The sequence below is a fragment of the Achromobacter deleyi genome, assembly GCF_902859705.1.
In the GTDB taxonomy this organism is placed as follows: Bacteria; Pseudomonadota; Gammaproteobacteria; order Burkholderiales; family Burkholderiaceae_B; genus Achromobacter; species Achromobacter deleyi.
The window spans coordinates 66,082-88,024 of sequence record NZ_CADIJO010000019.1 but is presented as its reverse complement, the minus strand read 5'-3'; the positions used below and the strand labels follow the sequence as shown (position 1 = coordinate 88,024).

At 65.8% G+C, this 21,943-nt stretch carries 22 protein-coding genes and 1 pseudogene; 18 read left to right on the top strand and 5 right to left on the bottom strand.

The annotated features are described in order from the left end of the window. Positions 1–16 precede the first annotated feature (16 nt). Together HV798_RS23450 and HV798_RS23445 are read left to right on the top strand one after the other, a co-directional pair. Positions 17–1,030, top strand: coding sequence for a proline racemase family protein (locus HV798_RS23450; RefSeq protein ID WP_025139507.1), 1,014 nt, complete (start codon positions 17–19; stop codon positions 1,028–1,030). Positions 1,031–1,602: 572 nt separating this feature from the next. Next, positions 1,603–2,043 carry a CBS domain-containing protein gene (locus HV798_RS23445; RefSeq protein WP_025139508.1) on the top strand — a complete coding sequence of 147 codons (441 nt, stop codon included), beginning with the start codon at positions 1,603–1,605 and terminating at the stop codon, positions 2,041–2,043. 55 nt (positions 2,044–2,098) lie between these two features. Here HV798_RS23445 and HV798_RS23440 read toward each other — a convergent pair whose 3' ends face one another. Continuing rightward, complete coding sequence (locus tag HV798_RS23440) at positions 2,099–2,863, bottom strand: TSUP family transporter (RefSeq protein WP_175194558.1); 765 nt, start codon at positions 2,861–2,863, stop codon at positions 2,099–2,101. A gap of 316 nt (positions 2,864–3,179) precedes the next feature. Between HV798_RS23440 and HV798_RS23435 the strand changes: the two genes are divergently transcribed. The 4 genes from HV798_RS23435 to HV798_RS23420 all read left to right on the top strand — a co-directional run bounded on the left by HV798_RS23435 (position 3,180) and on the right by HV798_RS23420 (position 8,658). After that, complete coding sequence (locus HV798_RS23435) at positions 3,180–4,061, top strand: FxLYD domain-containing protein (protein WP_175194556.1); 882 nt, start codon at positions 3,180–3,182, stop codon at positions 4,059–4,061. Continuing rightward, positions 4,051–4,959, top strand: a complete 909-nt coding sequence (locus HV798_RS23430) for an FxLYD domain-containing protein (protein WP_175194553.1) — start codon at positions 4,051–4,053, stop codon at positions 4,957–4,959. The genes HV798_RS23435 and HV798_RS23430 overlap by 11 nt, the downstream gene beginning before the upstream one ends. A 292-nt stretch (positions 4,960–5,251) precedes the next feature. Next, positions 5,252–7,843 carry a bifunctional aconitate hydratase 2/2-methylisocitrate dehydratase gene (gene acnB / locus HV798_RS23425; RefSeq protein WP_175194551.1) on the top strand — a complete coding sequence of 864 codons (2,592 nt, stop codon included), beginning with the start codon at positions 5,252–5,254 and terminating at the stop codon, positions 7,841–7,843. A gap of 215 nt (positions 7,844–8,058) precedes the next feature. Continuing rightward, on the top strand, positions 8,059–8,658 hold the full coding sequence (locus tag HV798_RS23420; RefSeq protein WP_025139513.1) for a transglycosylase SLT domain-containing protein: 600 nt from the start codon (positions 8,059–8,061) through the stop codon (positions 8,656–8,658). A 62-nt stretch (positions 8,659–8,720) separates the two neighbouring features. On the opposite strand, the gene HV798_RS23415 is transcribed toward HV798_RS23420, so the two are convergent. Next, the gene (locus HV798_RS23415) at positions 8,721–9,380 is read right to left on the bottom strand and encodes a thiopurine S-methyltransferase (protein ID WP_025139514.1); all 660 of its coding nucleotides are present in this window, start codon (positions 9,378–9,380) and stop codon (positions 8,721–8,723) included. A gap of 283 nt (positions 9,381–9,663) precedes the next feature. Between HV798_RS23415 and HV798_RS23410 the strand changes: the two genes are divergently transcribed. From HV798_RS23410 to HV798_RS23400, 3 genes are all read left to right on the top strand, one after another. After that, complete coding sequence (locus tag HV798_RS23410; protein WP_025139515.1) at positions 9,664–10,209, top strand: fasciclin domain-containing protein; 546 nt, start codon at positions 9,664–9,666, stop codon at positions 10,207–10,209. Between the two features lie 51 nt (positions 10,210–10,260). Beyond that, positions 10,261–11,013 carry a tetratricopeptide repeat protein gene (locus tag HV798_RS23405; protein WP_175194548.1) on the top strand — a complete coding sequence of 251 codons (753 nt, stop codon included), beginning with the start codon at positions 10,261–10,263 and terminating at the stop codon, positions 11,011–11,013. A gap of 86 nt (positions 11,014–11,099) precedes the next feature. Then, the gene (locus HV798_RS23400; protein WP_175194546.1) at positions 11,100–11,897 is read left to right on the top strand and encodes a hypothetical protein; all 798 of its coding nucleotides are present in this window, start codon (positions 11,100–11,102) and stop codon (positions 11,895–11,897) included. Positions 11,898–11,950: 53 nt separating this feature from the next. On the opposite strand, the pseudogene HV798_RS23395 reads toward HV798_RS23400, so the two are convergent. Both HV798_RS23395 and HV798_RS23390 read right to left on the bottom strand, forming a co-directional pair. Next, a pseudogene (locus HV798_RS23395) lies at positions 11,951–12,703 on the bottom strand (YoaK family protein); the annotation flags it as partial. A 156-nt stretch (positions 12,704–12,859) separates the two neighbouring features. After that, positions 12,860–13,906: an aldo/keto reductase gene (locus tag HV798_RS23390; protein ID WP_175194542.1), complete on the bottom strand. Its 1,047-nt coding sequence runs from the start codon at positions 13,904–13,906 to the stop codon at positions 12,860–12,862. 319 nt (positions 13,907–14,225) lie between these two features. Between HV798_RS23390 and HV798_RS23385 the strand changes: the two genes are divergently transcribed. From HV798_RS23385 to HV798_RS23360, 6 genes are all read left to right on the top strand, one after another. Next, complete coding sequence (locus HV798_RS23385; protein WP_175194539.1) at positions 14,226–15,185, top strand: AraC family transcriptional regulator; 960 nt, start codon at positions 14,226–14,228, stop codon at positions 15,183–15,185. A 104-nt stretch (positions 15,186–15,289) separates the two neighbouring features. After that, entirely contained in the window at positions 15,290–16,258 is a 969-nt protein-coding gene (locus HV798_RS23380; RefSeq protein WP_175194599.1) for a LysR substrate-binding domain-containing protein, read from the top strand. Between the two features lie 125 nt (positions 16,259–16,383). Beyond that, the gene (ycaC, locus tag HV798_RS23375; protein ID WP_025139523.1) at positions 16,384–17,007 is read left to right on the top strand and encodes an isochorismate family cysteine hydrolase YcaC; all 624 of its coding nucleotides are present in this window, start codon (positions 16,384–16,386) and stop codon (positions 17,005–17,007) included. A 128-nt stretch (positions 17,008–17,135) separates the two neighbouring features. Beyond that, positions 17,136–17,684: a DUF3455 domain-containing protein gene (locus tag HV798_RS23370; RefSeq protein ID WP_025139524.1), complete on the top strand. Its 549-nt coding sequence runs from the start codon at positions 17,136–17,138 to the stop codon at positions 17,682–17,684. 124 nt (positions 17,685–17,808) lie between these two features. Then, entirely contained in the window at positions 17,809–18,378 is a 570-nt protein-coding gene (locus tag HV798_RS23365; protein WP_175194597.1) for a sigma-70 family RNA polymerase sigma factor, read from the top strand. After that, on the top strand, positions 18,375–19,100 hold the full coding sequence (locus HV798_RS23360; RefSeq protein WP_175194537.1) for an anti-sigma factor: 726 nt from the start codon (positions 18,375–18,377) through the stop codon (positions 19,098–19,100). Before HV798_RS23365 ends, HV798_RS23360 begins: the two co-directional genes overlap by 4 nt. Before the next feature lie 3 nt (positions 19,101–19,103). Here HV798_RS23360 and HV798_RS23355 read toward each other — a convergent pair whose 3' ends face one another. Beyond that, positions 19,104–20,249, bottom strand: coding sequence for a sterol desaturase family protein (locus tag HV798_RS23355; RefSeq protein ID WP_175194535.1), 1,146 nt, complete (start codon positions 20,247–20,249; stop codon positions 19,104–19,106). A gap of 261 nt (positions 20,250–20,510) precedes the next feature. Here HV798_RS23355 and HV798_RS23350 point away from each other — a divergent pair, with 261 nt between their 5' ends. The 3 genes from HV798_RS23350 to HV798_RS23340 all read left to right on the top strand — a co-directional run bounded on the left by HV798_RS23350 (position 20,511) and on the right by HV798_RS23340 (position 21,920). After that, positions 20,511–20,735 carry an HP1242/YdcH family protein gene (locus tag HV798_RS23350; protein ID WP_025139528.1) on the top strand — a complete coding sequence of 75 codons (225 nt, stop codon included), beginning with the start codon at positions 20,511–20,513 and terminating at the stop codon, positions 20,733–20,735. Between the two features lie 188 nt (positions 20,736–20,923). Further along, a complete protein-coding gene (locus tag HV798_RS23345) occupies positions 20,924–21,175 on the top strand; it encodes a hypothetical protein (protein ID WP_175194533.1) in 252 nt (83 codons plus the stop codon). 142 nt (positions 21,176–21,317) lie between these two features. Next, positions 21,318–21,920, top strand: coding sequence for a LysE/ArgO family amino acid transporter (locus HV798_RS23340; RefSeq protein ID WP_175194531.1), 603 nt, complete (start codon positions 21,318–21,320; stop codon positions 21,918–21,920). The last annotated feature ends 23 nt before the right edge of the window (positions 21,921–21,943 follow it).

The following is a 21,943-nucleotide window of genomic DNA, read 5'->3' as shown; positions in this document are numbered from 1 at the left end:
GCCTGGAGCTTCTGTCATGCGCAAGCAAGACGCGTTCGATGTCATCTATACCCATACGGAAGGCGAGCCCCTGTGCATCGTGCATAGCGGCATTCCGTACCCCGCCGGCTCGACCATCCTGGAAAAGCGCGCGTTCCTGGAACAGCATTACGACTGGCTGCGCAAGGCGCTGATGCGCGAGCCGCGCGGCCACAAGGACATGTTCGGCGTGTTCCTCACGCCGCCGTCCAGCCCCGAGTACGACGCCGGCCTGATCTACATCGACGGCACCGAGTATTCGCACATGTGCGGCCACGGCACCATCGCGGTCAGCATGGCCATGGTGGCCAACGGCCTGGTGCCGCGCGGCAAGGACGGCATCACCCGCATCCGCTTCGAGACCACCGCCGGGCTGGTGGTGTCGGAAGTGGCATCCGAAGGCGACAACGTGCTGTGGACGCGCTTCGAGAACGTGCCGGCCTACGTGGCCGCGCAGGACATCCCGGTGGAACTGCCGGGCTACGGCAAGCTGTCGGCCGACATCGTGTGGGGCGGCAATTATTTCGGCATCGTCGACCTGTCGAACTGCGACCTGCGCATTTCGCCGGACAACGGCACGGAACTGTCGCGCATGGGCCTGTTGGTGCGCGACCAGCTCAATGCACGCCACCGCATCCAGCATCCGACCGAAGCGCACATCAACAACCTGAACTTCATTACGTTCTGGCACCAGCCGACGATCGAAGGCGCGTTCTACAAGAACGTGCACGTGTTCAGCGCGGGACAACTGGACCGTTCGCCCGGCGGCACCGGCACCAGCGCGATGATGGCGATGTTCGAGGCGCGCGGCAAGATGGGCCTGAATCAGCCGATCAAGTCGGAAGGCCTGCTGGGCAGCGGCACATTCGAAGGCTGCCTGCTGGGTGAGGTGAACCTGAACGGCACCCGCGCGGTGCGCCCCACGGTAAAGGGCACCGCCAGCATCCTGGGTACGGCACGCTGGGTCATCGACAAGAATGACCCGGTGGGCGCGGGGTTTCTGATCCGTTGAGGTGATGCGGGGCGGCGGCCTGCGCTTGCGGGCCGCCGCCATATAGATAGGACGGAGTGAAGGGATTCAAAGCCTTGTGGTGCCACGGCGCGGCACGTAGCCTATCTTGGAGATAAATGACCAGGATTTTTTCCCATGCTGCGCGCCCCAACGCCATCCTTCCCCATCGCCAAACAGGACTCGCACGAGCCCACTCAAGCGGCACTGCCCCCACCCTATGTCCCCCGGGATGCCCACCCAACCGCGTGCGACTGGCTCAGGCAAGTCGAGGCGATCAGCGCAGCTTGCAAAGCTGATCCGTCCCGGCTGCTGACAACCGACGCCGTCTTGGCGGCGATTGCCGCCGAGCGCGCCGCCACTCCACCGGCGCGCTGACAGAGGAGCGCAGCGCAATAGTGACTATAGCCATCTGCTCCAGGAGCCTCCTGCGCAATACGGGATACCCCGCTATCAGACGCTTGCGGCAATCCCTGCCCCGGGCTTAGGATGGAGCCACGGCCACACCGCTCGCCGCGCGCAGGCGCACGGCAGGGGCCGGCGTTTGAACCTTGCCAGCGATTCGGGAGCACATCGTGAAGAAAGTTGCTGAGATTCTCAGGGAAAAGGCCAACCCCGCCGTCGTGACGGTCTCGCCGGAATCTTCGGTGTACGACGCCATCAAGACCATGGCCGAGCGCGGCATCGGCGCCGTGGTGGTGGTCGATGGCGCCGAGGTGCTGGGCATGCTGACCGAGCGCGACTACGCCCGCAAGATCGTGCTGCAGGACCGCTCGTCGCGCACGACCAAAGTGCGCGACATCATGACCGATTCGGTCTTCTACGTGCGCCCCGAAGACACCCGCGAACACTGTATGGCGCTGATGACCGAACGGCATTTCCGCCATCTGCCGGTCATCGACGAGCAAAAGCTGGTGGGCCTGGTGTCCATCGGCGACCTGGTCAAGGATGTCATGAGCGAGCAGAAGTTCATCATCACGGAACTCGAACGCTACATTTCCGGCCAGTCGCACTGACCTGGCCGCGCGGCGGCTGTCAGCCCACGGCCGACCGCCATTCCCGCCCTGGCGGCTAGCTGCCCGCCAGGATGCGGGACGCGGGCACCACCAGGCCCAGCCCGGCCGCCACCAGCAGCACGAAGACCATCCGCTTGATGGTCTTCATGGACCCGGCGGTGCCGTAGCGGCGCGCCGCCCAGGTCACGCCGATCACCACGGGCAAGGCCTGCAGGCTGAGCCAGACCGAATTCGCCTTGAATGCGCCCTGCCCCGTCACCAGCGCCAGCCGCACCAGGGCATTCAGGGAAAACAGCACCAGCAGGCTATTGCGAATGGACGCCAGCGGCAGAGGCTGGCGGTACAGGTGATACACCATGGGCGGGCCGGCGCTGGAAAACAAGCCGCCCAACACGCCCGACACGCCGCCGAAGAACAGGAACGAAGCGCGCGATGACACGCGCTCAAGCGGCTGGGTGCGCGCAACCAGCAGCACGGCACAGGCCATGATGGTGACGCCCAGCAGCAATTGCAGCAGCACCGCCATGGACCCGCTGATCCACGCCAGCGCGGCCACCCCCGCCCCCACGCCGACCAGGCTGCTGGCCAGGGCCGGCGCCATCAGCCGCCAATTGACCTGCGGCTTGGCGCGGGCCAGCGTGACGACCGCATTGACCAGCGACAGCACGCTGACCACATTGGCCACGTCGGACACGGACGCCAGCTGGAACACGCCGGACAGGCCCAGTAGCACCAGGCCAAAGGCAAAGCCCGTCATGGTCTGGGCGTAGGTCGCCAGCGCCACGCAGGCGAGGAACAATACGTGTTGGAAGATGCTCATGCTTCGGGCGGAGCCTGACCTGCCTCGGCTCGGCCCGACCGCGGCAGAAGGCGGCCCAGGGCGGAACGACGGGGAACGGCGTATTCAAGAAGAGGATGGGACGCGGGCGATGATAGCACCGGGGGTGGGGCGGCCTGGCGCGCCGCATTGAGGCGACGCCGGAGCCCCGCCCATACATCTTGTCATAACTGGATGCGTTCATGCACCCAGCCTTTCGCCGCCCCCCGCTATCCTTCCCGCCCTGTAAGCCACGCTCTGCCGGGTCTTGCCGCGCCATCCCGGCGCCGCGCCGAGCCCGGCGCGTTTTCCGCCCAGCATGACGCCCAAACAGACCACGATCAATACGGTGACACTGACCTGCTCCACTTGCGGCAGCGCGCAGTTCATCAAGCTGGACACCAACGAGTACCAGTGCAGCCACTGCCAGGCCGTGACCCTGGTCGAGGACAACGTCGCCCAGCGGCTGGAGAAGATCCTGCGCGGCATGCAGCAGCCGGCGCCCGCGGCCAAGCTGCAGCCGGGCGCCATCGTGGCGATCGTGCTGGTGGTGCTGGCGGCGATCCTGGTGCCGCTGACGTTCAATCTGGGCTCGTCGACACGGTCCACCTACCGACCGCCCCCCGTCATCCCGCCCCTGGACGCCTCGCTGGTCAAGCTGACCGACGTGCAGGAATGGCGCGTGCGTAACCGCAACCAGCTGGTCATGGTGATGCGCAACGAAACGGGCGAAAAGATCGACAGCCCGCGCGTCACCGCCACGTTCTTCCAGGGCGAACTGACGCTGTCGTCCGCGACCGGGTCGCCGCTGGCGCGTACCCTGCAGCCCGGCGAATACACGCCCGTGGTGATCTCGCTGCCCGACACGTCCTATACCCGCTACACGCTGGAGCCCAGCGTGCCGTCCCGCGCGCGCGGGACCGCGCTGAAGATTGCCGCCGACAAGGTGCAACTGGTGCGCAACGACGGCGCCTACCGCCTGGTCGGCCTGCTGCGCAACCAGGGCACGACCGTGTCCAACAGCACGCAGGTGACGGTGATGCTGTATGGCGAAGATGGCAAGCTGATCGGCACTGGCAACGGCTACGGCTCGGCCAACTCGCTCGCCCCTGGCGGGGTGACCTCGTTCGACGTGCGCTGCGAAATGCTGTCCGAGGGCAAGGTCGGCTCCTACGATTACATGGTGCAAAGTGAAAGCTAGCCGTTCCGAACCCAAACGCCTGTCCCTGCCCGCCAAGGCCGGACTGGTGCTGGTCATCCTGGCCGCCGGCGGTTATGCGCTGGCCAAGTACAACGGCCTGCTGCCCTGGGAAAAGGCCAAGGCCGCGACCACCCCGCAGGCCGCCGCGGCCACCGCCGAACCCGCCCCAAAGCCCGCGCCCCCCGCCAGCCGCATCGTGCGGGTCAGCCCCGCCGATACGCGCGTCATCGACCACGTGCGCCTGACCACGGCCGAACTGCTGGACCCGGACTTCGCGCTGTTCGACCCCGCCGCGCTGTCGCTGTCGCCGCCGCGGCGCCTGCTGGATGAAATCGAGCGCCCGCTGCTGCTGGCCGAAGTCGTCAACCGCAGCGATGGCTACATTGCGCTGTCGCCCGGCTTGACGCTGTCGGTGTTCGACGGCGCCCGCCCGCTGCGGCTGCGCCAGGAATGGTCGCTGCCGTCCATGCTGTATCCCGGCGAGCGCATCCCGGTGCGGTTGCAAGGCGAGGATTTCGAGCGCTACAGCGAGATCAAGACCGATTGGCAACCTGCCAAACGCGCTGCGATGCCCGGCACGCGTCCCAAGCTGGACATCAGCGTCGACAACACCGAGGCGGCCGTCGGCACCGGCACGCTGAATTTCACCTACCGTTTCCGCTACAAGTATGTGGTGGTGCATGGCCGGGTGCGCAACGACGACAAGGCCGAGGTCCAGAACGTCAAGGTATGGGTCAGCCTGTACGACGCGCAGGACAAGCTGTCGGGCGCCCAGTATTCGGAACTGAAGCTGCCCAAGCTCCAACCCGGCGAAAGCGCGCCGTTCACGGTGAACGTCAAGCAATACGGCGGCAACTTCGCCCGAGTGGCCGTGGTGTACGACGCCAAGGCCAACTAGGCGCGGCCGGCCCTCTCGCCAGGACCCGGACCCGCAAAACAGGGGGCAGCCCGCCCCCTCTTTTTCTGTCCCCATTTATTCGTTCCGGCCGCCAGCCTGGCCGGGCGACTCCCCGCAACGCCCTCTGGCGCCCCCCGTCCGGGCGGCGTCGTCCGCAGGCGCCGTGGCCTTCCCGCAACGGCTATCGGCTCAAGTCTTATATAAGATATAAGACATTTGCTTGCGCCCCCCTCTTCCCTCTACAATTCCTGCCGACAACCCTTCTTCCAACCCGACTTTAAGCAGGCCTCACATGCTGGATACTTACCGCCAACACGTTGCCGAACGCGCGGCTCTGGGGATTCCCCCGCTGCCCCTGACGGCCAAACAAACCGCTGAACTGATCGAACTGCTGAAGAACCCGCCCGCTGGCGAAGAGCAGAATCTGGTCGAGCTGCTGACCCACCGTGTGCCGGCCGGCGTGGACGACGCCGCCAAGGTCAAGGCGTCGTATCTGGCCGCCGTGGCCCTGGGCTCGGAAGCTTGTGCCCTGATCAGCCGCGCCAAGGCGACCGAACTGCTCGGCACGATGCTGGGCGGCTACAACATTGGCCCGCTGGTCCAACTGCTTGACGATGCGGAAATCGGCACCATCGCCGCCGATGCCCTGAAAAAGACCCTGTTGATGTTCGACGCCTTCCACGACGTGAAGGAAAAGGCCGACAAGGGCAACGCCAACGCCAAGTCCGTGATGCAGAGCTGGGCCGACGCCGAATGGTTCACCAGCCGTCCGGAACTGCCCCAGAGCCTGACCATCACGGTCTTCAAGGTGCCTGGCGAAACCAACACCGACGACCTGTCGCCCGCCCCGGACGCCACCACCCGCCCCGACATTCCGATGCACGCCCTGGCGATGCTGAAGAACAAGCGTGACGGCGCAGCGTTCCAGCCGGAAGAAGACGGCAAGCGCGGCCCGGTCAAGTTCATCGAATCGCTGAAGGAAAAGGGCCACCTGGTCGCCTACGTGGGTGACGTGGTCGGTACCGGTTCCTCGCGCAAGTCGGCCACCAACTCGGTGCTGTGGTTCACGGGCGAAGACATCCCCTTCGTGCCGAACAAGCGCTTTGGCGGCGTCTGCCTGGGCAACAAGATCGCCCCGATCTTCTACAACACGATGGAAGACGCCGGCGCCCTGCCGATCGAGCTGGACGTGTCGCAGATGGAAATGGGCGACGTGGTTGAACTGCGTCCCTACGAAGGCAAGGCCATCAAGAACGGCGAAGTCATCGCCGAATTCGAAGTGAAGTCGGACGTGCTGTTCGACGAAGTGCGTGCCGGCGGCCGTATTCCGCTGATCATCGGCCGTGGCCTGACGGGCAAGGCGCGCGAAGCGCTGGGCCTGCCGCCGTCGACGCTGTTCCGCCTGCCCAAGGACCCGGTCGACACAGGCAAGGGCTTCACGCTGGCCCAGAAGATGGTCGGCCGCGCCTGCGGCCTGCAGGAAGGCCGCGGCATTCGCCCGGGTACCTACTGCGAACCGAAGATGACCTCGGTCGGCAGCCAGGACACCACCGGCCCGATGACCCGCGACGAGCTGAAGGACCTGGCCTGCCTGGGCTTCTCGGCCGACCTGGTGATGCAGTCGTTCTGCCACACCGCCGCCTACCCCAAGCCCGTGGACGTGAAGACGCACCACACGCTGCCGGAATTCATCAGTACCCGTGGCGGCGTGTCGCTGCGCCCGGGCGATGGCGTGATCCACTCGTGGCTGAACCGCATGCTGTTGCCCGACACCGTCGGCACCGGCGGCGACTCGCACACCCGCTTCCCCATCGGCATCTCGTTCCCGGCCGGTTCGGGCCTGGTCGCCTTTGCCGCTGCCACCGGCGTGATGCCGCTGGACATGCCGGAATCGGTGCTGGTCCGCTTCAAGGGCAAGCTGCAGCCCGGCGTGACCCTGCGCGACCTGGTCAACGCCATTCCGCTGTACGCCATCAAGCAAGGCCTGCTGACGGTGGCCAAGCAAGGCAAGAAGAACATCTTCTCCGGCCGCATCCTGGAAATCGAAGGCCTGCCCGACCTGAAGGTCGAACAAGCCTTTGAACTGTCGGACGCCTCGGCCGAACGTTCGGCCGCCGGCTGCTCGGTGCGCCTGAACAAGGAACCGATCATCGAGTACATCAACAGCAACATCGTGATGTTGAAGTGGATGATCGCCAACGGCTACGAAGACGAGCGCACGCTGGGCCGCCGCATCAAGGCAATGGAAGCCTGGCTGGCCGACCCCAAGCTGCTGGAACCGGACGCCGACGCCGAATACGCTGCCGTCATCGAGATCGACCTGGCCGACGTGCACGAGCCCATCGTGGCCTGCCCGAACGACCCGGACGACGTCAAGACGCTGTCGGAAGTTGCCGGCGCCAAGATCGACGAAGTGTTCATCGGCAGCTGCATGACCAACATCGGCCACTTCCGCGCAGCGTCCAAGCTGCTGGAAGGCAAGCGCGACATCCCCGTCAAGCTGTGGGTGGCCCCGCCCACCAAGATGGATGCCACGCAACTGACCGAAGAAGGCCACTACGGCGTGTTCGGCACGGCCGGTGCGCGCACCGAAATGCCGGGCTGCTCGCTGTGCATGGGCAACCAGGCCCAGGTGCGCGAAGGCGCGACCGTCATGTCGACCAGCACCCGTAACTTCCCGAACCGCCTGGGCAAGAACACCAACGTGTACCTGGGTTCGGCCGAGCTGGCCGCCATCTGCTCGAAGCTGGGCCGGATTCCGACCAAGGACGAGTACATGGCCGACATGGGCGTCATCAACAAGAGCGGCGATCAGATCTATCAGTACCTGAACTTCGACAAGATCGCTGACTACAAGGACGTGGCCGACGTGATCGAGGTGTAAGCCTCATCCGCCAGGCTTGCCTGCAGACGGCCCCGGAGCGATCCGGGGCCGTTTTTCTTTGGCGGCGCGGCAAGGCCGAAAAGGGGTCAATTCTCGTCCCGGCGGGAATTTAGTCGGGGACGGAACTTTTCAGGCGATACGTTTTCATACAATCACCGTAACCAATGACACAAAACCCCTGATAGCCGCCTGCCGGCCCCTGGAGAAGACTGCCAATGACACGGCTCTTGTTGCCGCTACCGCTGTTGACGGCGCTTGCCGGTTGCGCCACGGCGCCGCCCTCGAACCCCGAGAACATCTGCGCCATCTTCCGCGAAAAGCCGGACTGGCACGATGCCGCGCTGAAAGTGCAGAAGAAATGGGGTGCGCCGGTGCAGGTACCCATGGCGATGATGTACCAGGAATCGTCGTTCAAGCAGGACGCCGTGCCGCCACGCTATTACTTCCTGGGCATCATCCCCTGGGGCCGGGTCAGTTCCGCGTACGGCTACGCCCAGGCCAAGGACGAGACCTGGGGCGACTACAAGAAAGACGCCGGCGGCTGGGGTTCAAGCCGTGACAATTTCGCCGACGCCCTGGATTTCATGGGCTGGTACATGAACAAGACCCAGCGCCTGAACGGCGTGTCCAAGTCCGACGCCTACGGCCAATACCTGAACTACCACGAAGGCTGGACCGGCTACCGCAACCGCAGCTACGACCGCAAGGCCTGGCTCAAGACGGTCTCGAAGAAGGTGCAGGCGCGCGCCGACAAATTCGCCAGCCAGTACAAGAGCTGCGAAAAAGACCTGACGCGCGGCGGCTGGTTTTTCTAGGCAGGGCTTTCCAGGCGGGTTTTTCCAAGGAAGGCGGCTCGCACCGCCCCCCTTGGCCGAGATCAGGCCTGTACGCCCAGCCGATACACCACGGTATCGAGCCGGCTGACCCCGCGTTCGGCGAACTTGGGTTCCTTGGCCAGGATGTCACGGCGGTCGATGATGACGGCCGGCGACACGCCGGTGAACAAGGCCCGCACTTCGGTATCGACCAGCGCAAACGGCGGCCCTTCCATTTCTTCCTGGGGATAATCCAGGGTGATCAGCAAACCGCGATAGCCCGGCGCCAATTGCCCATAGACGTGCCGCACATAGGCGCCGCGCATGTCCGCCGGCAAGGCGATCAGCGCCGCACGGTCGTAGGCGCCCACGCAATGCGACAGCAGTTGCGCATCCAGCTTGAAGATATCGCCGCAGATGATCTCGATATTGCCCGCGACATAATGCTTGCCGTAGGCGGTGTCGTGGATGACGGGCTTGAGCTCGTTTTCAGTGAAGAATTGCTCGACCGCCAATTGGGACAGTTCCACGCCCAATACCTGAAAGCCCTGGGCCGCCAGCCACACCATATCCAGCGACTTGCCGCACAGCGGCACCAGCACCTTGCCCCCGGGGGGCACCGACAGCGTCGGCCAGTATTTCTGCAACAGGGGCGTCACGCGCGTTTGATGAAAATGCGTGCGACCGTCGCGCCAGCGTTCCAACCAGAATTCCGCGTCCATGCTTTGTATTTATCCTCCTGAAAATAGCGAATTACTCCATTCGCGGGCGGTGCCGCGCGCCGGTGCGCGGCTTGGCAAGACCCCTTGATACTACCTGTACGGCGGCGGACCAGCATCGGGAACAAGCGGCCGAATAATGCCCATACTTGCGCGCGATCCAAGCAAAGGCTGGGCGGCACAGGCGTCCGGGCACACTCCTAGGGTTTATCCCAACCCCTGTCTTGCATCCATGCCAAGGCCAGCCCCGTATGTGTTCGTGACGGCCAACACAAAGGAGATCGTCATGAAATTGCTAGCCTCGATTGCCATCGCCTGCTCTGCCCTAACCCTGTCGCCGACCTATGCGGCCGACGTCATGGTGGGGGGACAAGCGATGATGCCCAGCAAGAACATCGTGGCCAACGCGGTCAATTCCGCCGACCACACCACGCTGGTCGCAGCGGTGAAAGCCGCCGGCCTGGTGGATACGTTGCAGGGCAAGGGGCCGTTCACGGTCTTCGCGCCCACCAATGCCGCGTTCAACAAACTGCCGCCCGGCACGGTCGACACCCTGGTCAAGCCGGAAAACAAGGCCACGTTGACCAAGATCCTGACCTACCACGTGGTGCCGGGCAAACTGGACTTCGACGCCCTGGCCGCCAAGGCCAAAAAGGGCGGCGTCACCGAACTGACGACGGCCAGCGGCGGCAAGCTCTGGGTCATGATGAACGGCAAGCACAACCTGACCGTCAAGGACGAAAAGGGCGGCGTGGCCAACATCAGCACCTACGACGTATACCAATCCAACGGCGTGATCCACGTGATCGACAGCGTCCTGATGCCCAAGTAAGCGCATCCGGGATATCGTAGGGGTCCCTGCGACCCCTACCCCGCCCCCCTCATGACCGCAACGCTGCTTCGTGCTTTTCGATCGTTGTCCGGTTTACGGTTTGCCGCGATATCCGGCCTGTTGGCCGTCTTGCTGCTGGTCGGCCAGCCCGCCGAAGCGCAAGCGCAGCCCCTGGAATTCGATAACGCCTACAAGGCCGAACTGGCTTCGGAGAGCGCAGCCTTGCGCGCCCGCATCCAGCAATGGCCCGCGCCGCTGCAGGACATGAACCAGCAGATCTCCGCCGCACTGCGCGCCAACGATCCCGCACAGGCGCAGCGCATCGCCGAAGCCCTGTCGCAACGCGAGCCGGGCAATGCCGACATCAAGAACTTCCTGGGCAAGCTGCAATCCATCAACGGCCAGCAAGCGGCGGCGGTCAAGCTGTTCGACGAGGCAATCACCCTGGCCCCTGACAATCGCTGGTTCTATGTGAACAAGGCCGGCGCGCAGGCCGAATTGCGCGATCTGCCCGACGCGCTGGCCACCGCACAGGCCCTGACGGCACGCTATCCGCAATGGAGCATCGGCCTGAACCTGCAAGCCGCGCTGCTGGACGGCCTGAATCGCATTCCGGAGGCGCTGAAGGCGTATGACCAGGCGGTGCACGCCACGCCGGCCAGCGCCCAGATCCTGACCAACCAGGGCCTGCTGCTGCGGCGGCTGGGCCGCCAGGCGGACGCCCGCGCCAGCTACGAAGCCGCGCTGCGGGTGCAGCCCGGTTATTCCCGCGCCCAGGCCGAGCTGGCGTCGTTGCCGCGCTAGCTTTTGCGCAGGGTCGATGCCCCCACTGCAGGCCATTTTTTCCATAAGGTCGATTGCGTCCACACCGCCGCCCAGGAGCCCACCCCATGCCCCGCTTGCCGTCCCCTGCATCCGCGTTGCCTGTGTCCGTGCCCTGCCCGCCCCGCCGCGCGTTGACGCTGGCGCTGGCCGCGCTGGCCGTGGCGCCGCTGCGCCTCACGGCGGCCGCCGCGCCGAATGACCGCGACGCCATCGTCCGGCGCGTGTTCCAGGCCGATCTGGCGAGCATCCGCTACGGCGCTGACCATGCCAGGCTGATGCGCAATCTGGGCGTGATCTGGATTCCCGTGGAGACTGGCGCGCCCGGCATCGAATTCGAACATCCGCTGGGCGGCAAGGACACGGTGGCTGCGGCAATGACGCTGCTGGGCACGGCCGACAAAAGCCTGGCAACCCAGCGCATGGCCGAGGTCTGCCGGCTGGTGCCCGCCTATGTGCGCCGCATCGGCCAGTTGGCGCCCGGCCGCTATGCGCTGCCGCGAGAGCGGCGCGAAGCCTTCGACTTTCCGGATAGCGGCGTGGACGCCAAGGGTTTTTTCCAACTGCGCCGCGAACATCTCACCCTGCTGCGTGCGGCCAACTGGCGCGAGGCTGGCCAGGGCGCGCTGGACGCGGTGCTGCGTGAAGGCGACGCGTTCTGGCCCATGCCCTACATCGACGGCAAGCGCCCGTACGGCGACAGCAGCTTCTTCCAGATCGACATGGCGCGCGCGCTGGGCGAACCCTATGCGCAAGACGCCCAGGGCCGCGCCATCACCGAATCGGCCAAGGATGCGCGCCTGGCCAGCCTGCACTGGCAGACGGCCGCGGCGCTGCAAGTCTTCCTGGCACACGCGAAGGCCTAAGCGCAAAGGCGCTTCCCGCAATGCCACATGCCGCGCACGACGCGGCGTCACGGCCGTGAAAGGAACCCACGGATATCGTCGGCCACCGGCACCGCGGCCAGCACCATCAGGCACAGCGCCAGCGGCAAGGTGGACCCGAAGCCGTAGTGGAAGAACGAATACGCCCCCACGACGCCGCCGGTAAAGAACAGCGTGACCATCCCGCCCAACACGATCAGCTTGCCGCGATCGGCCCGCACCGGCGGCGTCTGTGCGGCATCGGCTCGTGCCAGGTTCCAGTAGAACAGCTTGCCCAGTTCGATGCCGATATCGGTGACCATGCCGGTCACGTGGGTCGTGCGGATCTCGGACTTGGAAACCTTGGTGATCATCGCGTTCTGCAGGCCCATGATGTAGCACAGCAGCATCACGGTGCCTGGCACGTAGAACCAGCGCAGCGTTTCCAGGTTGGCGCCCAACAGGCCGAACACCAGTAGCAGCATGGCTTCGACCAGCAGCGGCAGCGCGAACTCGCTGGCCAGGTGCGAGCGGCGCCCGAAATGGATCAACGACGCCGACGTAGCGGCCCCCGCCAGGAACGACAGCAACGCGGCCAGCCCTTGCAGCACCACCGCCAGGCCGCCCAGCGCCATGTGGTCGGCCATCATCGACACGATGCCCGACATGTGCGAGGTGTACTGCTGCACGGCCAGGAAGCCGCCCGCGTTGACGGCGCCCGCGGTGAAGGTCAGGAAATAAGCCAGCCGCCGGTTGGCCTGTGGCGTGCGGCTGACCGCGGTGAGCTGGCGCAGGAAGGGAATGGGCACGGCGACGCCTCAACGCACCGGGAGCTTCATGACGAAAGCGCCCGGGAAGGAAGACGCGGCCAGCCTGGCCGACCGCGCCTGATCCCGGGATTCTACCGCCGCATCCGCGAGGGCGGCAGCCCTGACCGCCGGGTTTGCGCCCGGCGGCCAATGCGGTCAGTCGGCTTGCGACTCGGCCAGCTGCTTGCGACGGAATTCGCCCTGGCGCACGTGCATCCAGCCCGGATACTCCGGCGGCAGCGCGCTGACCTTGTCCAGCAGATCCAGTTCGTCGGGCGTCAGCTTGATGGCGGTGGCCGCCAGGTTGTCGTCCAGCTGGTCGACGCGCTTGGCGCCGATGATGACGCTGGTCACCGAACGCTGGTGCAGCAGCCACGCCAGCGCCACTTGCGCCACCGACACGCCGCGCGCATCCGCCACCTGACGCAAGACATCGATGCTGTCGAAGGCGCGATCACGGTCGACCGGCGGGAAGTCGAACTGGGCGCGGCGGCTGCCGGCCTCGGCCTGGCCGTCACGGCTGTACTTGCCGCTGAGCAGGCCGCCCGCCAGGGGGCTCCAGACCATCAGGCCCACGCCCTCGCTTTGCAGCAGCGGCACGATCTCGCGCTCCAGGTCGCGGCCGGCGATGGTGTAGTACGCCTGCAGCGACTCGAAGCGGGCCAGGCCCAGGCGCTCGGCAATGCCCAGCGCCTTCATGATCTGCCAGGCCGCCCAGTTGGACACGCCCACATAGCGTACGTGGCCGTGCTGCACCAGGTTGTCCAGCGCGCGCACGGTTTCCTCGACCGGCGTGGCCGGGTCGAAGCCGTGGATCTGGTACAGGTCGATATGGTCCAGCTGCAGCCGCGACAGGCTTTTCTTGACGCTGTCCATGATGTGAAAGCGCGAATTGCCGCGAGCATTGACGCCCGCGCCGGTCTGGCCGAACACCTTGGTCGCGATGACGACGTCGTCGCGCGCCACTTTCAGGTCGCGCAGCGCCTGGCCGGTGATGATTTCAGAGCGCCCTTCCGAATACACGTCCGCCGTGTCGATGAAGTTCACGCCCGCTTCCAGCGCGCGCCCCACCAGGCGGTTGGCGTCTTCCTGTTGCAGGTCGCCGATCTTGCTCCATAGTTCGCCTTCGCCGCCGAAGGTCATGGTGCCCAGGCAAAGTTCCGAGACGAACAGGCCGGTGCTGCCGAATTTCTTGTACCGCATCATTGCACTCCTTCGTGGGCGCGGCGCGCCGCCCGTCCCGGAATGGAACGGCGATGTCGCGTGGCCGGGGTGCAGACAGTATGCGTCGCCAAGCCCTTCGGATGGATGCTCGATCCTGCCCTTTTTTTGCCTGATTCTCTGGCAGCGAGCCTCCAAGCCGGGCATCCGCCCGATCCTCCGCATTCTTTGCCTAATCCTCCGCGCACAGCGGGCAGGCCGTCCCAAGATGGCCTCTCCGGGTCTACACTCGATAACGCCTGATTCTCCGGCCGCCTCGCGCCCCACGCGTACGCGAGGCCGCCTTCCACGGAGCCGCCCGATGCCTCCCACCCCCGATCTGCCCATTTCCTCCCCCGCCGCCATCCTGGATGCCGCGTTCGAGCCTGCCCGGCGCGAATTGCTGTGCCTGCTGGAACGCATGACCGGGGCGCTGGAGGGTTCGCTCGATACCCCCATCGAAGGCCTGTACCTGCATCGCATCTCGCAGCCCACCGGTCCCAAGCCCGCCTTGCAGAAGGCCGCGCTGGCAGTCATCGCCCAAGGGTCCAAGCGCCTGTTGATCGGTGACGAATCCTACGAGTACGACCCCTTCCACTACCTGATTTCGTCGGTCGACCTGCCAGTGGTGGCCAAGGTATCGGTCGCCAGCCCGACCCTGCCGTACCTGGGCCTGCGGCTGGACCTGAATCCGGAAGAGATTTCCGAGCTGATCAGCGACGAGAACCTGCCGCCGCTGGTGCCGGCCGAGGCGTCGCGCGCGCTGTGCGTCAATCCGCTGGGCGGCACGCTGCTGGACGTGATGCTGCGGCTGCTGCGCTTGCTGGACAGCCCGCGCGACATTCCGATCCTGGCGCCGATGGTCAAGCGCGAATTGCTGTACCGCCTGCTGATGAACGGCCAGGGCGTGGTGCTGCGCCAGACCGTGCTGCAGGACAGCCAGCTGAACCGCGTGGCCAAGGCCATCCGCATCCTGCGCGACAACTATGCCCAGCCGCTGCGGGTCGAGGAAATCGCCCGCGACGTCCACATGAGCGTGTCGTCGCTGCACCATCATTTCAAGCAGGCCACGGCGATGAGCCCGCTGCAATACCAGAAGCACCTGCGGCTGCAAGAGGCGCGCCGCCTGATGCTGACGGACGACGCCGGGGTGGCCCTGGCCGCCCATGCCGTGGGTTACGAAAGCTCGTCGCAATTCAGCCGCGAATACAGCCGCCTGTTCGGCACGCCGCCCCTGCGCGACAAGCAGCGCTGGAAGGACGAGGCGCTGGCGGCTGCCTGATTCTCTGGCGCGACGCCTCGGGTCCAAGGTCTCGGGCAGGGCCGGCCGGGCAAAGGGCGATATGCTTGGGCATCCACCATCCCGATGACCCACCCGTGCGCCCTATGCAAGACCTGAACGACCTCTACTATTTCGTGCAAGTCGTGCGTAACGGAGGGTTCGCGCCGGCCGGGCGCGCCCTGGGCATCCCGAAATCGCGCCTGAGCCGCCGCATCGCCGAACTCGAAGATCGCCTGAACGTGCGGCTGATCCAGCGGTCCACCCGCAGCTTCGCGGTCACTGAACTGGGCCAGGAATATTTCGAGCAATGCCTGGCCATGCTGGCCGGCGCCGAAGCCGCACAGGACGTCATCGACCGCACGCATGCCGAACCCCAAGGCACGATCCGCATGAGCGCGCCGCCCGCGTTGATCTACTATTTCCTGGGCGACGTGGTGGCCCGATTCATGGAAAAGTGCCCCAAGGTGCACGTGTACCTGAAGAGTTTCAGCCGGCCCGTCGATGTGCTGCGCGAAGGCTACGACCTGGCTGTGCGCGTACGGTTTGGCCACATCGAAAGCAGCGACCTGGTGATGAAGCACCTGGGCATGGGCTGCCAATGCCTGGTGGCCAGCCCGGACTTGGCACGCGGCCAGGCCTTCCCCGGCGACCCGGCACAACTGAGCCAGATGCCCACGCTGGCCCTGGGCACCGAGCAGCGCGAATGCAATTGGCAGTTGCTTGGCGCCGACGGCGCCCGGCTGACGGTGCCGTTCACGCCGCGCCTGGTCACCGACGACATGCTGGCGCTCAAACAGGCCGCGCTGCGTGGCGTGGGGGTGGTGGCCCTGCCGCTGCTGATGATCCACGAGGAACTGGATGCCGGACGGCTGGTGAATGTCGGCGGCTCCTGGCAGCCCGAACCTGGCAACGTGCACGCCGTCTTCCCGTCGCGCCGAGGCCTGTTGCCCGCGGTCCGCGAGCTGCTCGACTTCATGTCGCTGGAATACCGGCGCATCGCCGAACTGGAGTCCGGTGCGCAACGCCGGCATGGCCTGCTTCTGCCCATGGCGCCCCCGCTGTCCGAAAAATAGGACGCTGAATACCATTTTGACCCACTACCGACATATTGGGCTTGTATTTAGGATGACGGCTATTCCCTCAAGTGACCCGGCGTGGCCCACGGCCCGCCCCCTTTCAAGCAGACGGAGCAAAAGCCATGACCAAACCCTATGTAAAGCTGGACAAGAACGAAGCGGCGGTACTGCTGGTCGATCATCAGGCAGGTCTCTTGTCACTGGTGCGCGACTTCCAGCCCGACCAGTTCAAGAACAACGTGCTGGCCCTGGCCGACCTGGCCGACTACTTCAAGCTGCCCACCATCCTCACCACCAGTTTCGAAGACGGTCCCAACGGTCCCCTGGTGCAGGAACTGAAAGACAAATTCCCCAAAGCGCCCTACATCGCCCGTCCCGGCAACATCAATGCCTGGGACAACGAAGACTTCGTCAAGGCCGTCAAGGCCACCGGCAAGAAGCAGCTGATCATTGCCGGGGTCGTCACCGAAGTGTGTGTGGCTTTCCCCGCGCTGTCCGCGCTGGAAGAAGGCTTTGACGTGTTCGTCGTCACGGACGCCTCGGGCACCTTCAACGAAGTCACCCGCAATGCCGCCTGGAGCCGCATGGAACAGGCCGGCGCCCAACTGATGTCATGGTTCGGCGTGGCCTGCGAACTGCATCGCGACTGGCGCAACGACATCGAAGGCCTGGGCACGCTGTTCGCCAACCACATCCCCGACTACCGCAACCTGATGGCCTCGTACTCCGCCAACAAGGCCAAGTAAGCCCGCAGGCCGGTGCGAAAAAGATTTCGCACCGGCCTGCATCCAAACGCGGCTCCCGCGGGTAGTACCTGCAACGGCGCGCATCCTGCCCGCCGTATCCGCCAGGGACATCCCCCAGGAGACCGCTCATGACCACTCGCCCCACCCCCGCCACCGGCCTGTTGGCCGCCGCCCTGCTGGCCGCCTGCGGCCTGATGCAAGCCGCCCCCGCCATGGCGTATTCGCAGGACGCCCTGCCCGCGCCCGTCCAGGTTCCCGCCGGCCACAAGGTCGCCTGGGAAACCGTCGGCGCAGGCGAAATCACCTATGAATGCCGCGCCAAGGCAGACGCCAAGGACCAGATGGAATGGGTCTTCGCCGGCCCGAAAGCCGTGCTGAAGGATCGCCAGGGCAAGCAGGTCGGCACCTACTACGGCCCGCCCGCTACCTGGGAAGCCGCTGACGGTTCCAAGCTGACCGGCACCCAGGTCGCCGTGGCGCCCGCCGGCACGGGCAACCTGCCCTACCAGCTGGTCAAGGCCAACCCCGCCATGGGCGCCGGCGCCCTGACCGGCGTCGCCTACATCCAGCGCACCGCGCTCAAGGGTGGCGTCGCCCCGCAAACGCCCTGCACCACGGCCGGCCAGCGCAGCCAGGTCTCGTACCAGGCCGACTACATCTTCTGGAAGGCCGACTGAAGGGACGGGCCAAGGCGGCGTGCAATGGCACGGGTCACGGCGGCGGGAGTCCGGTAACATGCCAGCATCCGCCGCCGCCCGGGCCTTGCCCGGACCCACGCCCACCGCCCCTGCCCCCGCACGCATGCCGAACCGACCTGTTCCGGATTTCGATTACGAAGCGGCCCTCGCGCAGTGCGCCGCGGGACGACGCTCGGCGCTGGAAGCCTTGTACCGCCATGAAGGCCCGCGGCTGCTGGGCGTGGCCCAGCGCATCGTGCGCGACCGCGCCCGGGCCGAAGACATCGTGCACGACGCCTTCGTCAATATCTGGAACCGGGCCGCCAGCTTCGACGCCACGCGCGGCTCGGCCCGCGGCTGGCTCTACAGCGTGGCCCGCAACCTGGCGCTGAACGCCGTCCGCGACGGCCGCCACGAAACCGCTGTCGACGACGACACCGCCGCCGCGCTGGATGCCCGCGATGCGATCGAGGCCTGGCACGACACGCGTGAAGCCTTCGACTGGCGCGACAGCGCCGGCCGCATCGGCCCCTGCCTGGAACAACTGGAGCCCGTGCGCCGCAACTGCGTGCTGCATGCCTACGTCGAAGGCCTGTCGCACAGTGAAATCGCGCAACGCCTGGGCGCCCCGCTGGGCACCGTCAAAGCCTGGATCAAACGCAGCCTGAAAGCGCTGAAGGAATGCCTGGCATGAGCGCCCTGCCCGATACCCCTGAAGGCCTGGACGAACTGGCCGGCGAATACGTGCTGGGCACCCTGTCCGGCGCGCGTCGTCGCGACGTCGACGCCCGCCTGCCGCACGATGCCGCGCTGCGTGCCGCCGTCGACCGCTGGGAAGCGCGCCTGCTGCCGCTGGCCAACCTGGCCACGCCGGTCGAGCCGTCGCCCGGCCTGTGGCCACGTATCGAGAAGACGCTGAACGGCCAGTCGGCCGCCGCCCGGGCCGGCGCATCGCCGCGTCCGGGATGGTGGGACAGCCTGTTCTTCTGGCGCGGGGTCGCCGCCAGCGGCCTGGCCGCCGCGCTGGTCCTGGCCGGCACCCTGGCCCTGCGGCCCGCGCCAACGCCCGGCCCGATGCAATACATGGTGGTGCTGGTCGCCCCGCAGTCGCAGACGCCGGGCTGGGTGGTGCAGGCGCAGGCGGGCGAGCGCGAGGTGCAACTGGTGCCGATCGCAGCCATGCAGGTGCCGGCCGATCGCGCGCTGGAATTCTGGACCAAGGCCGACGGCTGGGCCGGCCCGGTGTCGCTGGGCCTGGTCAAACCGGGCGAACCGGTGCGCATCCCGCTGGACAAGCTGCCGCCGCTGGAACCCAACCAGTTGTTTGAATTGACGCTGGAACCGGCCAGCGGCTCGCCCATCGGCAAGCCGACCGGCCCGATCCAGTTCATCGGCCGGGCCGTGAAGGTGATGTAACCGCTATTTCTTGCGGAAGGGATAAGCCTGCTGCGACAGGAACGTACCCGGCATGTCGTTGTCCAGAATGCCGTAGTTTTCCGGCAGGCGGTTGCCGGCGCCGCGCACCGCGGTGCCGAACAGGTAGTCGATGAACGACAGGTGCGCCGCGTAGTTCTTGTCGATGGCTTCCGTGTCGGACGAATGGTGCCAGTGATGGAAATCCGGCGTCACGATCACATAGCGCAGCCAGCCCCAGGGCAGCTTGACGTTCGAGTGGATCAGCACCGCCTGGAAGCCCACGATGATGATGTAGGCGTCCAGCACCGGCTTGGAAAAGCCCAGCGCGAAGAGCACGCCCAGCACCGCCACGCGGGTGATCAGCAGTTCGACGATGTGCAGGCGCGAACCCGCCAGCCAGTCCAGCGTGCGGGTGCTGTGGTGCACTGCGTGGATGCGCCACAGGAACGGCACCTCGTGATACGCCCGATGCGCGGCATACTGCACCAGGTCGGCCACCAGCACCGCCAGGAACAGTTCAGCCAGGTACGGCAGCGACTGGATGGCCTGCTGCAGCGGTTCATACGCCGCCCACGAGAACAACCGGTGCACGAAGAAGTTGATGCACAGCAGCACCGCCCCCACCGACAGGTGGTTGAACAGGAAGTGCTTCATGTCCACCTGCCATTCGCCGCGGAACACCGGCTGGCCGGGGTACAGCGGGAACAGCTTTTCGAAGATGATGAACACGGTGCTGGAAGCCAGCAGGTCCAGGATGAACCAGTCCAGCCCCAGGTAGGGATGATGGCCCGTATTGGTGGAGGTCACCACCACCTGGCTGCCGCCTGCGGCCACCGCGCCGCACACCAGCACGAATGCCGCGATGTTCAGCCAGCGCTGGCGGCCAAACACGATATTGGTCAGCGCAATGGTGCCCGACACCAGCAAGGCGCCGAACAACAGCGCGCGCATGGCTTCCACCGTATAGAAGGTGCGCAGCTCGGGCGTGGTCAGGTAGGCCGGGAAATGAAACGCCAGCACGCCAAGCACGGACAAGATCGCCAGGAACAGTGCGATCACGCCGGTAATCATGCCGGTACCCGGATGGATGCGACCGTCTTGCTTGAACAGATCCAGGACTTGACGGTGGATGGGCGCGCGCTGATTCATTTCACTTTTATGGCAGACCACGGGGAAGCGAGTGTATGCCCCGGTCCCCGGTCGCTATGTAATCAAACGTGAGCAGATAAAACCAAGCGGCTGCGAGGCCCGCCCGGGCTTGCGCCGCATCAAATTCGCCGCCTCGCCTGCGGCCACCCGAGGTTGACTTTGACGGGCCATTGCGATGTCATGGACCTGACAGCTCATCACGGGCCGGCCCGCCGGCTCCCGCGCAGTCCCCCTCCAACCGGATCAAGCAAAGAGGCCGTCATGTTCCCTGAGTATCGCCAACTGATTACCCAACTGAAAGCCGAAAACGGACACTTCTCGGCCCTGTTCCAGCGCCACAACGACCTGGACCAGGAAATCAAGAACATGGAGGCCGGCATCGTGCCCGCCTCGGACACCAGCGTCGAAGTCCTGAAAAAGGAAAAGCTGCTGCTCAAAGACAAGCTGTACAACCTGCTGCGCGCGGCCGACCAGAACGGCGGCTAGCCGGCGCAGTCAGCCAGCATTCCCGAGGCGCCATCTGCGGCGCCTTTTTGTTGCCCGCTTTTTTTGCCCGCTTTTTTTGCCCGCTTCTGTTGCCCGCTTTCGTTGCCCGCTTGCTGACAAATACCTGAACGAATAGAATCCCTCTGGTCCGGCCGCTTTTGCCGGAGGCGTAACCGAGGTGCTGCAAGGTGCATGACAGAGATTTCAAGCCAGGCGAGGCCGTGTCGCCCGTGACCGGCTGGGCCATGTTGCCGCTGGTCGAACACGACTCCCTGCTGTTCCGGCTGGATTTCCTGCCCGACCCGACTCCGTCGCCCACCGAGCTCAGCGCCCGTGGCCGCGTCTATGCCATGACGTCCGAACAGCTGCAATTGCTGCTGGATTCGCTCAAGGCCCAGCTCGACAAGCTGCAACCCCGCCCCACCGCCGCGCGCCACTGAGTCCCCGCTTGGCAAGAGACGCGCGGCCAGTCAGGCCCCCGCCAAGCGCCCCGCTTCAGCAATACTAAAGATAGATTAGTATCTTTAGATTCTCTAACGACGCGGTACCCGCTAGTCTGTCGCCCTTGCTTGCAGGTACGACATGACTCACGCCTTTCTTCCCGGTTTTCTCCTCAGCCTCAGCCTGATCCTCGCCATCGGCGCGCAGAACGCCTTCGTCTTGCGCCAAGGCCTGCGCCAGGAACACGTCCTGGCCGTCTGCCTGGTATGCGCGGTGTCGGATGCCCTGCTGATCGCGGCGGGCGTCGCGGGGTTCGGGCTGGCGTCCAACGCCCTGCCGTGGCTGGAGCCGGTGCTGCGTTATGGCGGCGCGTTGTTCCTGTTCGCCTACGCCGTCCGCAGCCTGCGGTCGGCCCTGCGCAACCACGGCAGCCTGACCCCGTCTTCGCGCCAGGCCGCCGGGCTGGGCGCCACGCTGGCCACCTGCCTGGCCTTCACCTGGCTGAACCCGCACGTCTACCTGGATACCGTGGTGCTGCTGGGGTCGATCTCCAGCCAATACGAAGGGCAGAAGACCGCCTTCGCGCTGGGCGCCATGACGGCCTCGTTCGTGTTCTTTTTCACGCTGGGCTTCGGCGCCCGCCTGCTGCGGCCGGTATTCGCCAGCCAGACCGCCTGGCGGGTACTGGATGCGCTGGTCGGCATCGCGATGCTGGCGATTGCGGTCAAGCTGGTGTGGCCCTGACGCTGCCGCAGGCGCGGCGGCAT

Excerpts from the sequence above, each read along its gene's own strand:
- HV798_RS23450 (WP_025139507.1), top strand. The coding sequence starts at position 17 with ATGCGCAAGCAAGACGCGTTCGATGTCATCTATACCCATACGGAAGGC.
- HV798_RS23435 (WP_175194556.1), top strand. The coding sequence starts at position 3,180 with ATGACGCCCAAACAGACCACGATCAATACGGTGACACTGACCTGCTCC.
- HV798_RS23370 (WP_025139524.1), top strand. The coding sequence starts at position 17,136 with ATGACCACTCGCCCCACCCCCGCCACCGGCCTGTTGGCCGCCGCCCTG.
- HV798_RS23400 (WP_175194546.1), top strand. The coding sequence starts at position 11,100 with ATGCCCCGCTTGCCGTCCCCTGCATCCGCGTTGCCTGTGTCCGTGCCC.
- acnB (WP_175194551.1), top strand. The coding sequence starts at position 5,252 with ATGCTGGATACTTACCGCCAACACGTTGCCGAACGCGCGGCTCTGGGG.
- HV798_RS23440 (WP_175194558.1), bottom strand. The coding sequence starts at position 2,863 with ATGAGCATCTTCCAACACGTATTGTTCCTCGCCTGCGTGGCGCTGGCG.
- HV798_RS23385 (WP_175194539.1), top strand. The coding sequence starts at position 14,226 with ATGCCTCCCACCCCCGATCTGCCCATTTCCTCCCCCGCCGCCATCCTG.
- HV798_RS23365 (WP_175194597.1), top strand. The coding sequence starts at position 17,809 with ATGCCGAACCGACCTGTTCCGGATTTCGATTACGAAGCGGCCCTCGCG.
- HV798_RS23405 (WP_175194548.1), top strand. The coding sequence starts at position 10,261 with ATGACCGCAACGCTGCTTCGTGCTTTTCGATCGTTGTCCGGTTTACGG.
- HV798_RS23410 (WP_025139515.1), top strand. The coding sequence starts at position 9,664 with ATGAAATTGCTAGCCTCGATTGCCATCGCCTGCTCTGCCCTAACCCTG.
- HV798_RS23390 (WP_175194542.1), bottom strand. The coding sequence starts at position 13,906 with ATGCGGTACAAGAAATTCGGCAGCACCGGCCTGTTCGTCTCGGAACTT.
- ycaC (WP_025139523.1), top strand. The coding sequence starts at position 16,384 with ATGACCAAACCCTATGTAAAGCTGGACAAGAACGAAGCGGCGGTACTG.
- HV798_RS23420 (WP_025139513.1), top strand. The coding sequence starts at position 8,059 with ATGACACGGCTCTTGTTGCCGCTACCGCTGTTGACGGCGCTTGCCGGT.
- HV798_RS23360 (WP_175194537.1), top strand. The coding sequence starts at position 18,375 with ATGAGCGCCCTGCCCGATACCCCTGAAGGCCTGGACGAACTGGCCGGC.
- HV798_RS23350 (WP_025139528.1), top strand. The coding sequence starts at position 20,511 with ATGTTCCCTGAGTATCGCCAACTGATTACCCAACTGAAAGCCGAAAAC.
- HV798_RS23415 (WP_025139514.1), bottom strand. The coding sequence starts at position 9,380 with ATGGACGCGGAATTCTGGTTGGAACGCTGGCGCGACGGTCGCACGCAT.
- HV798_RS23355 (WP_175194535.1), bottom strand. The coding sequence starts at position 20,249 with ATGAATCAGCGCGCGCCCATCCACCGTCAAGTCCTGGATCTGTTCAAG.
- HV798_RS23380 (WP_175194599.1), top strand. The coding sequence starts at position 15,290 with ATGCAAGACCTGAACGACCTCTACTATTTCGTGCAAGTCGTGCGTAAC.
- HV798_RS23340 (WP_175194531.1), top strand. The coding sequence starts at position 21,318 with ATGACTCACGCCTTTCTTCCCGGTTTTCTCCTCAGCCTCAGCCTGATC.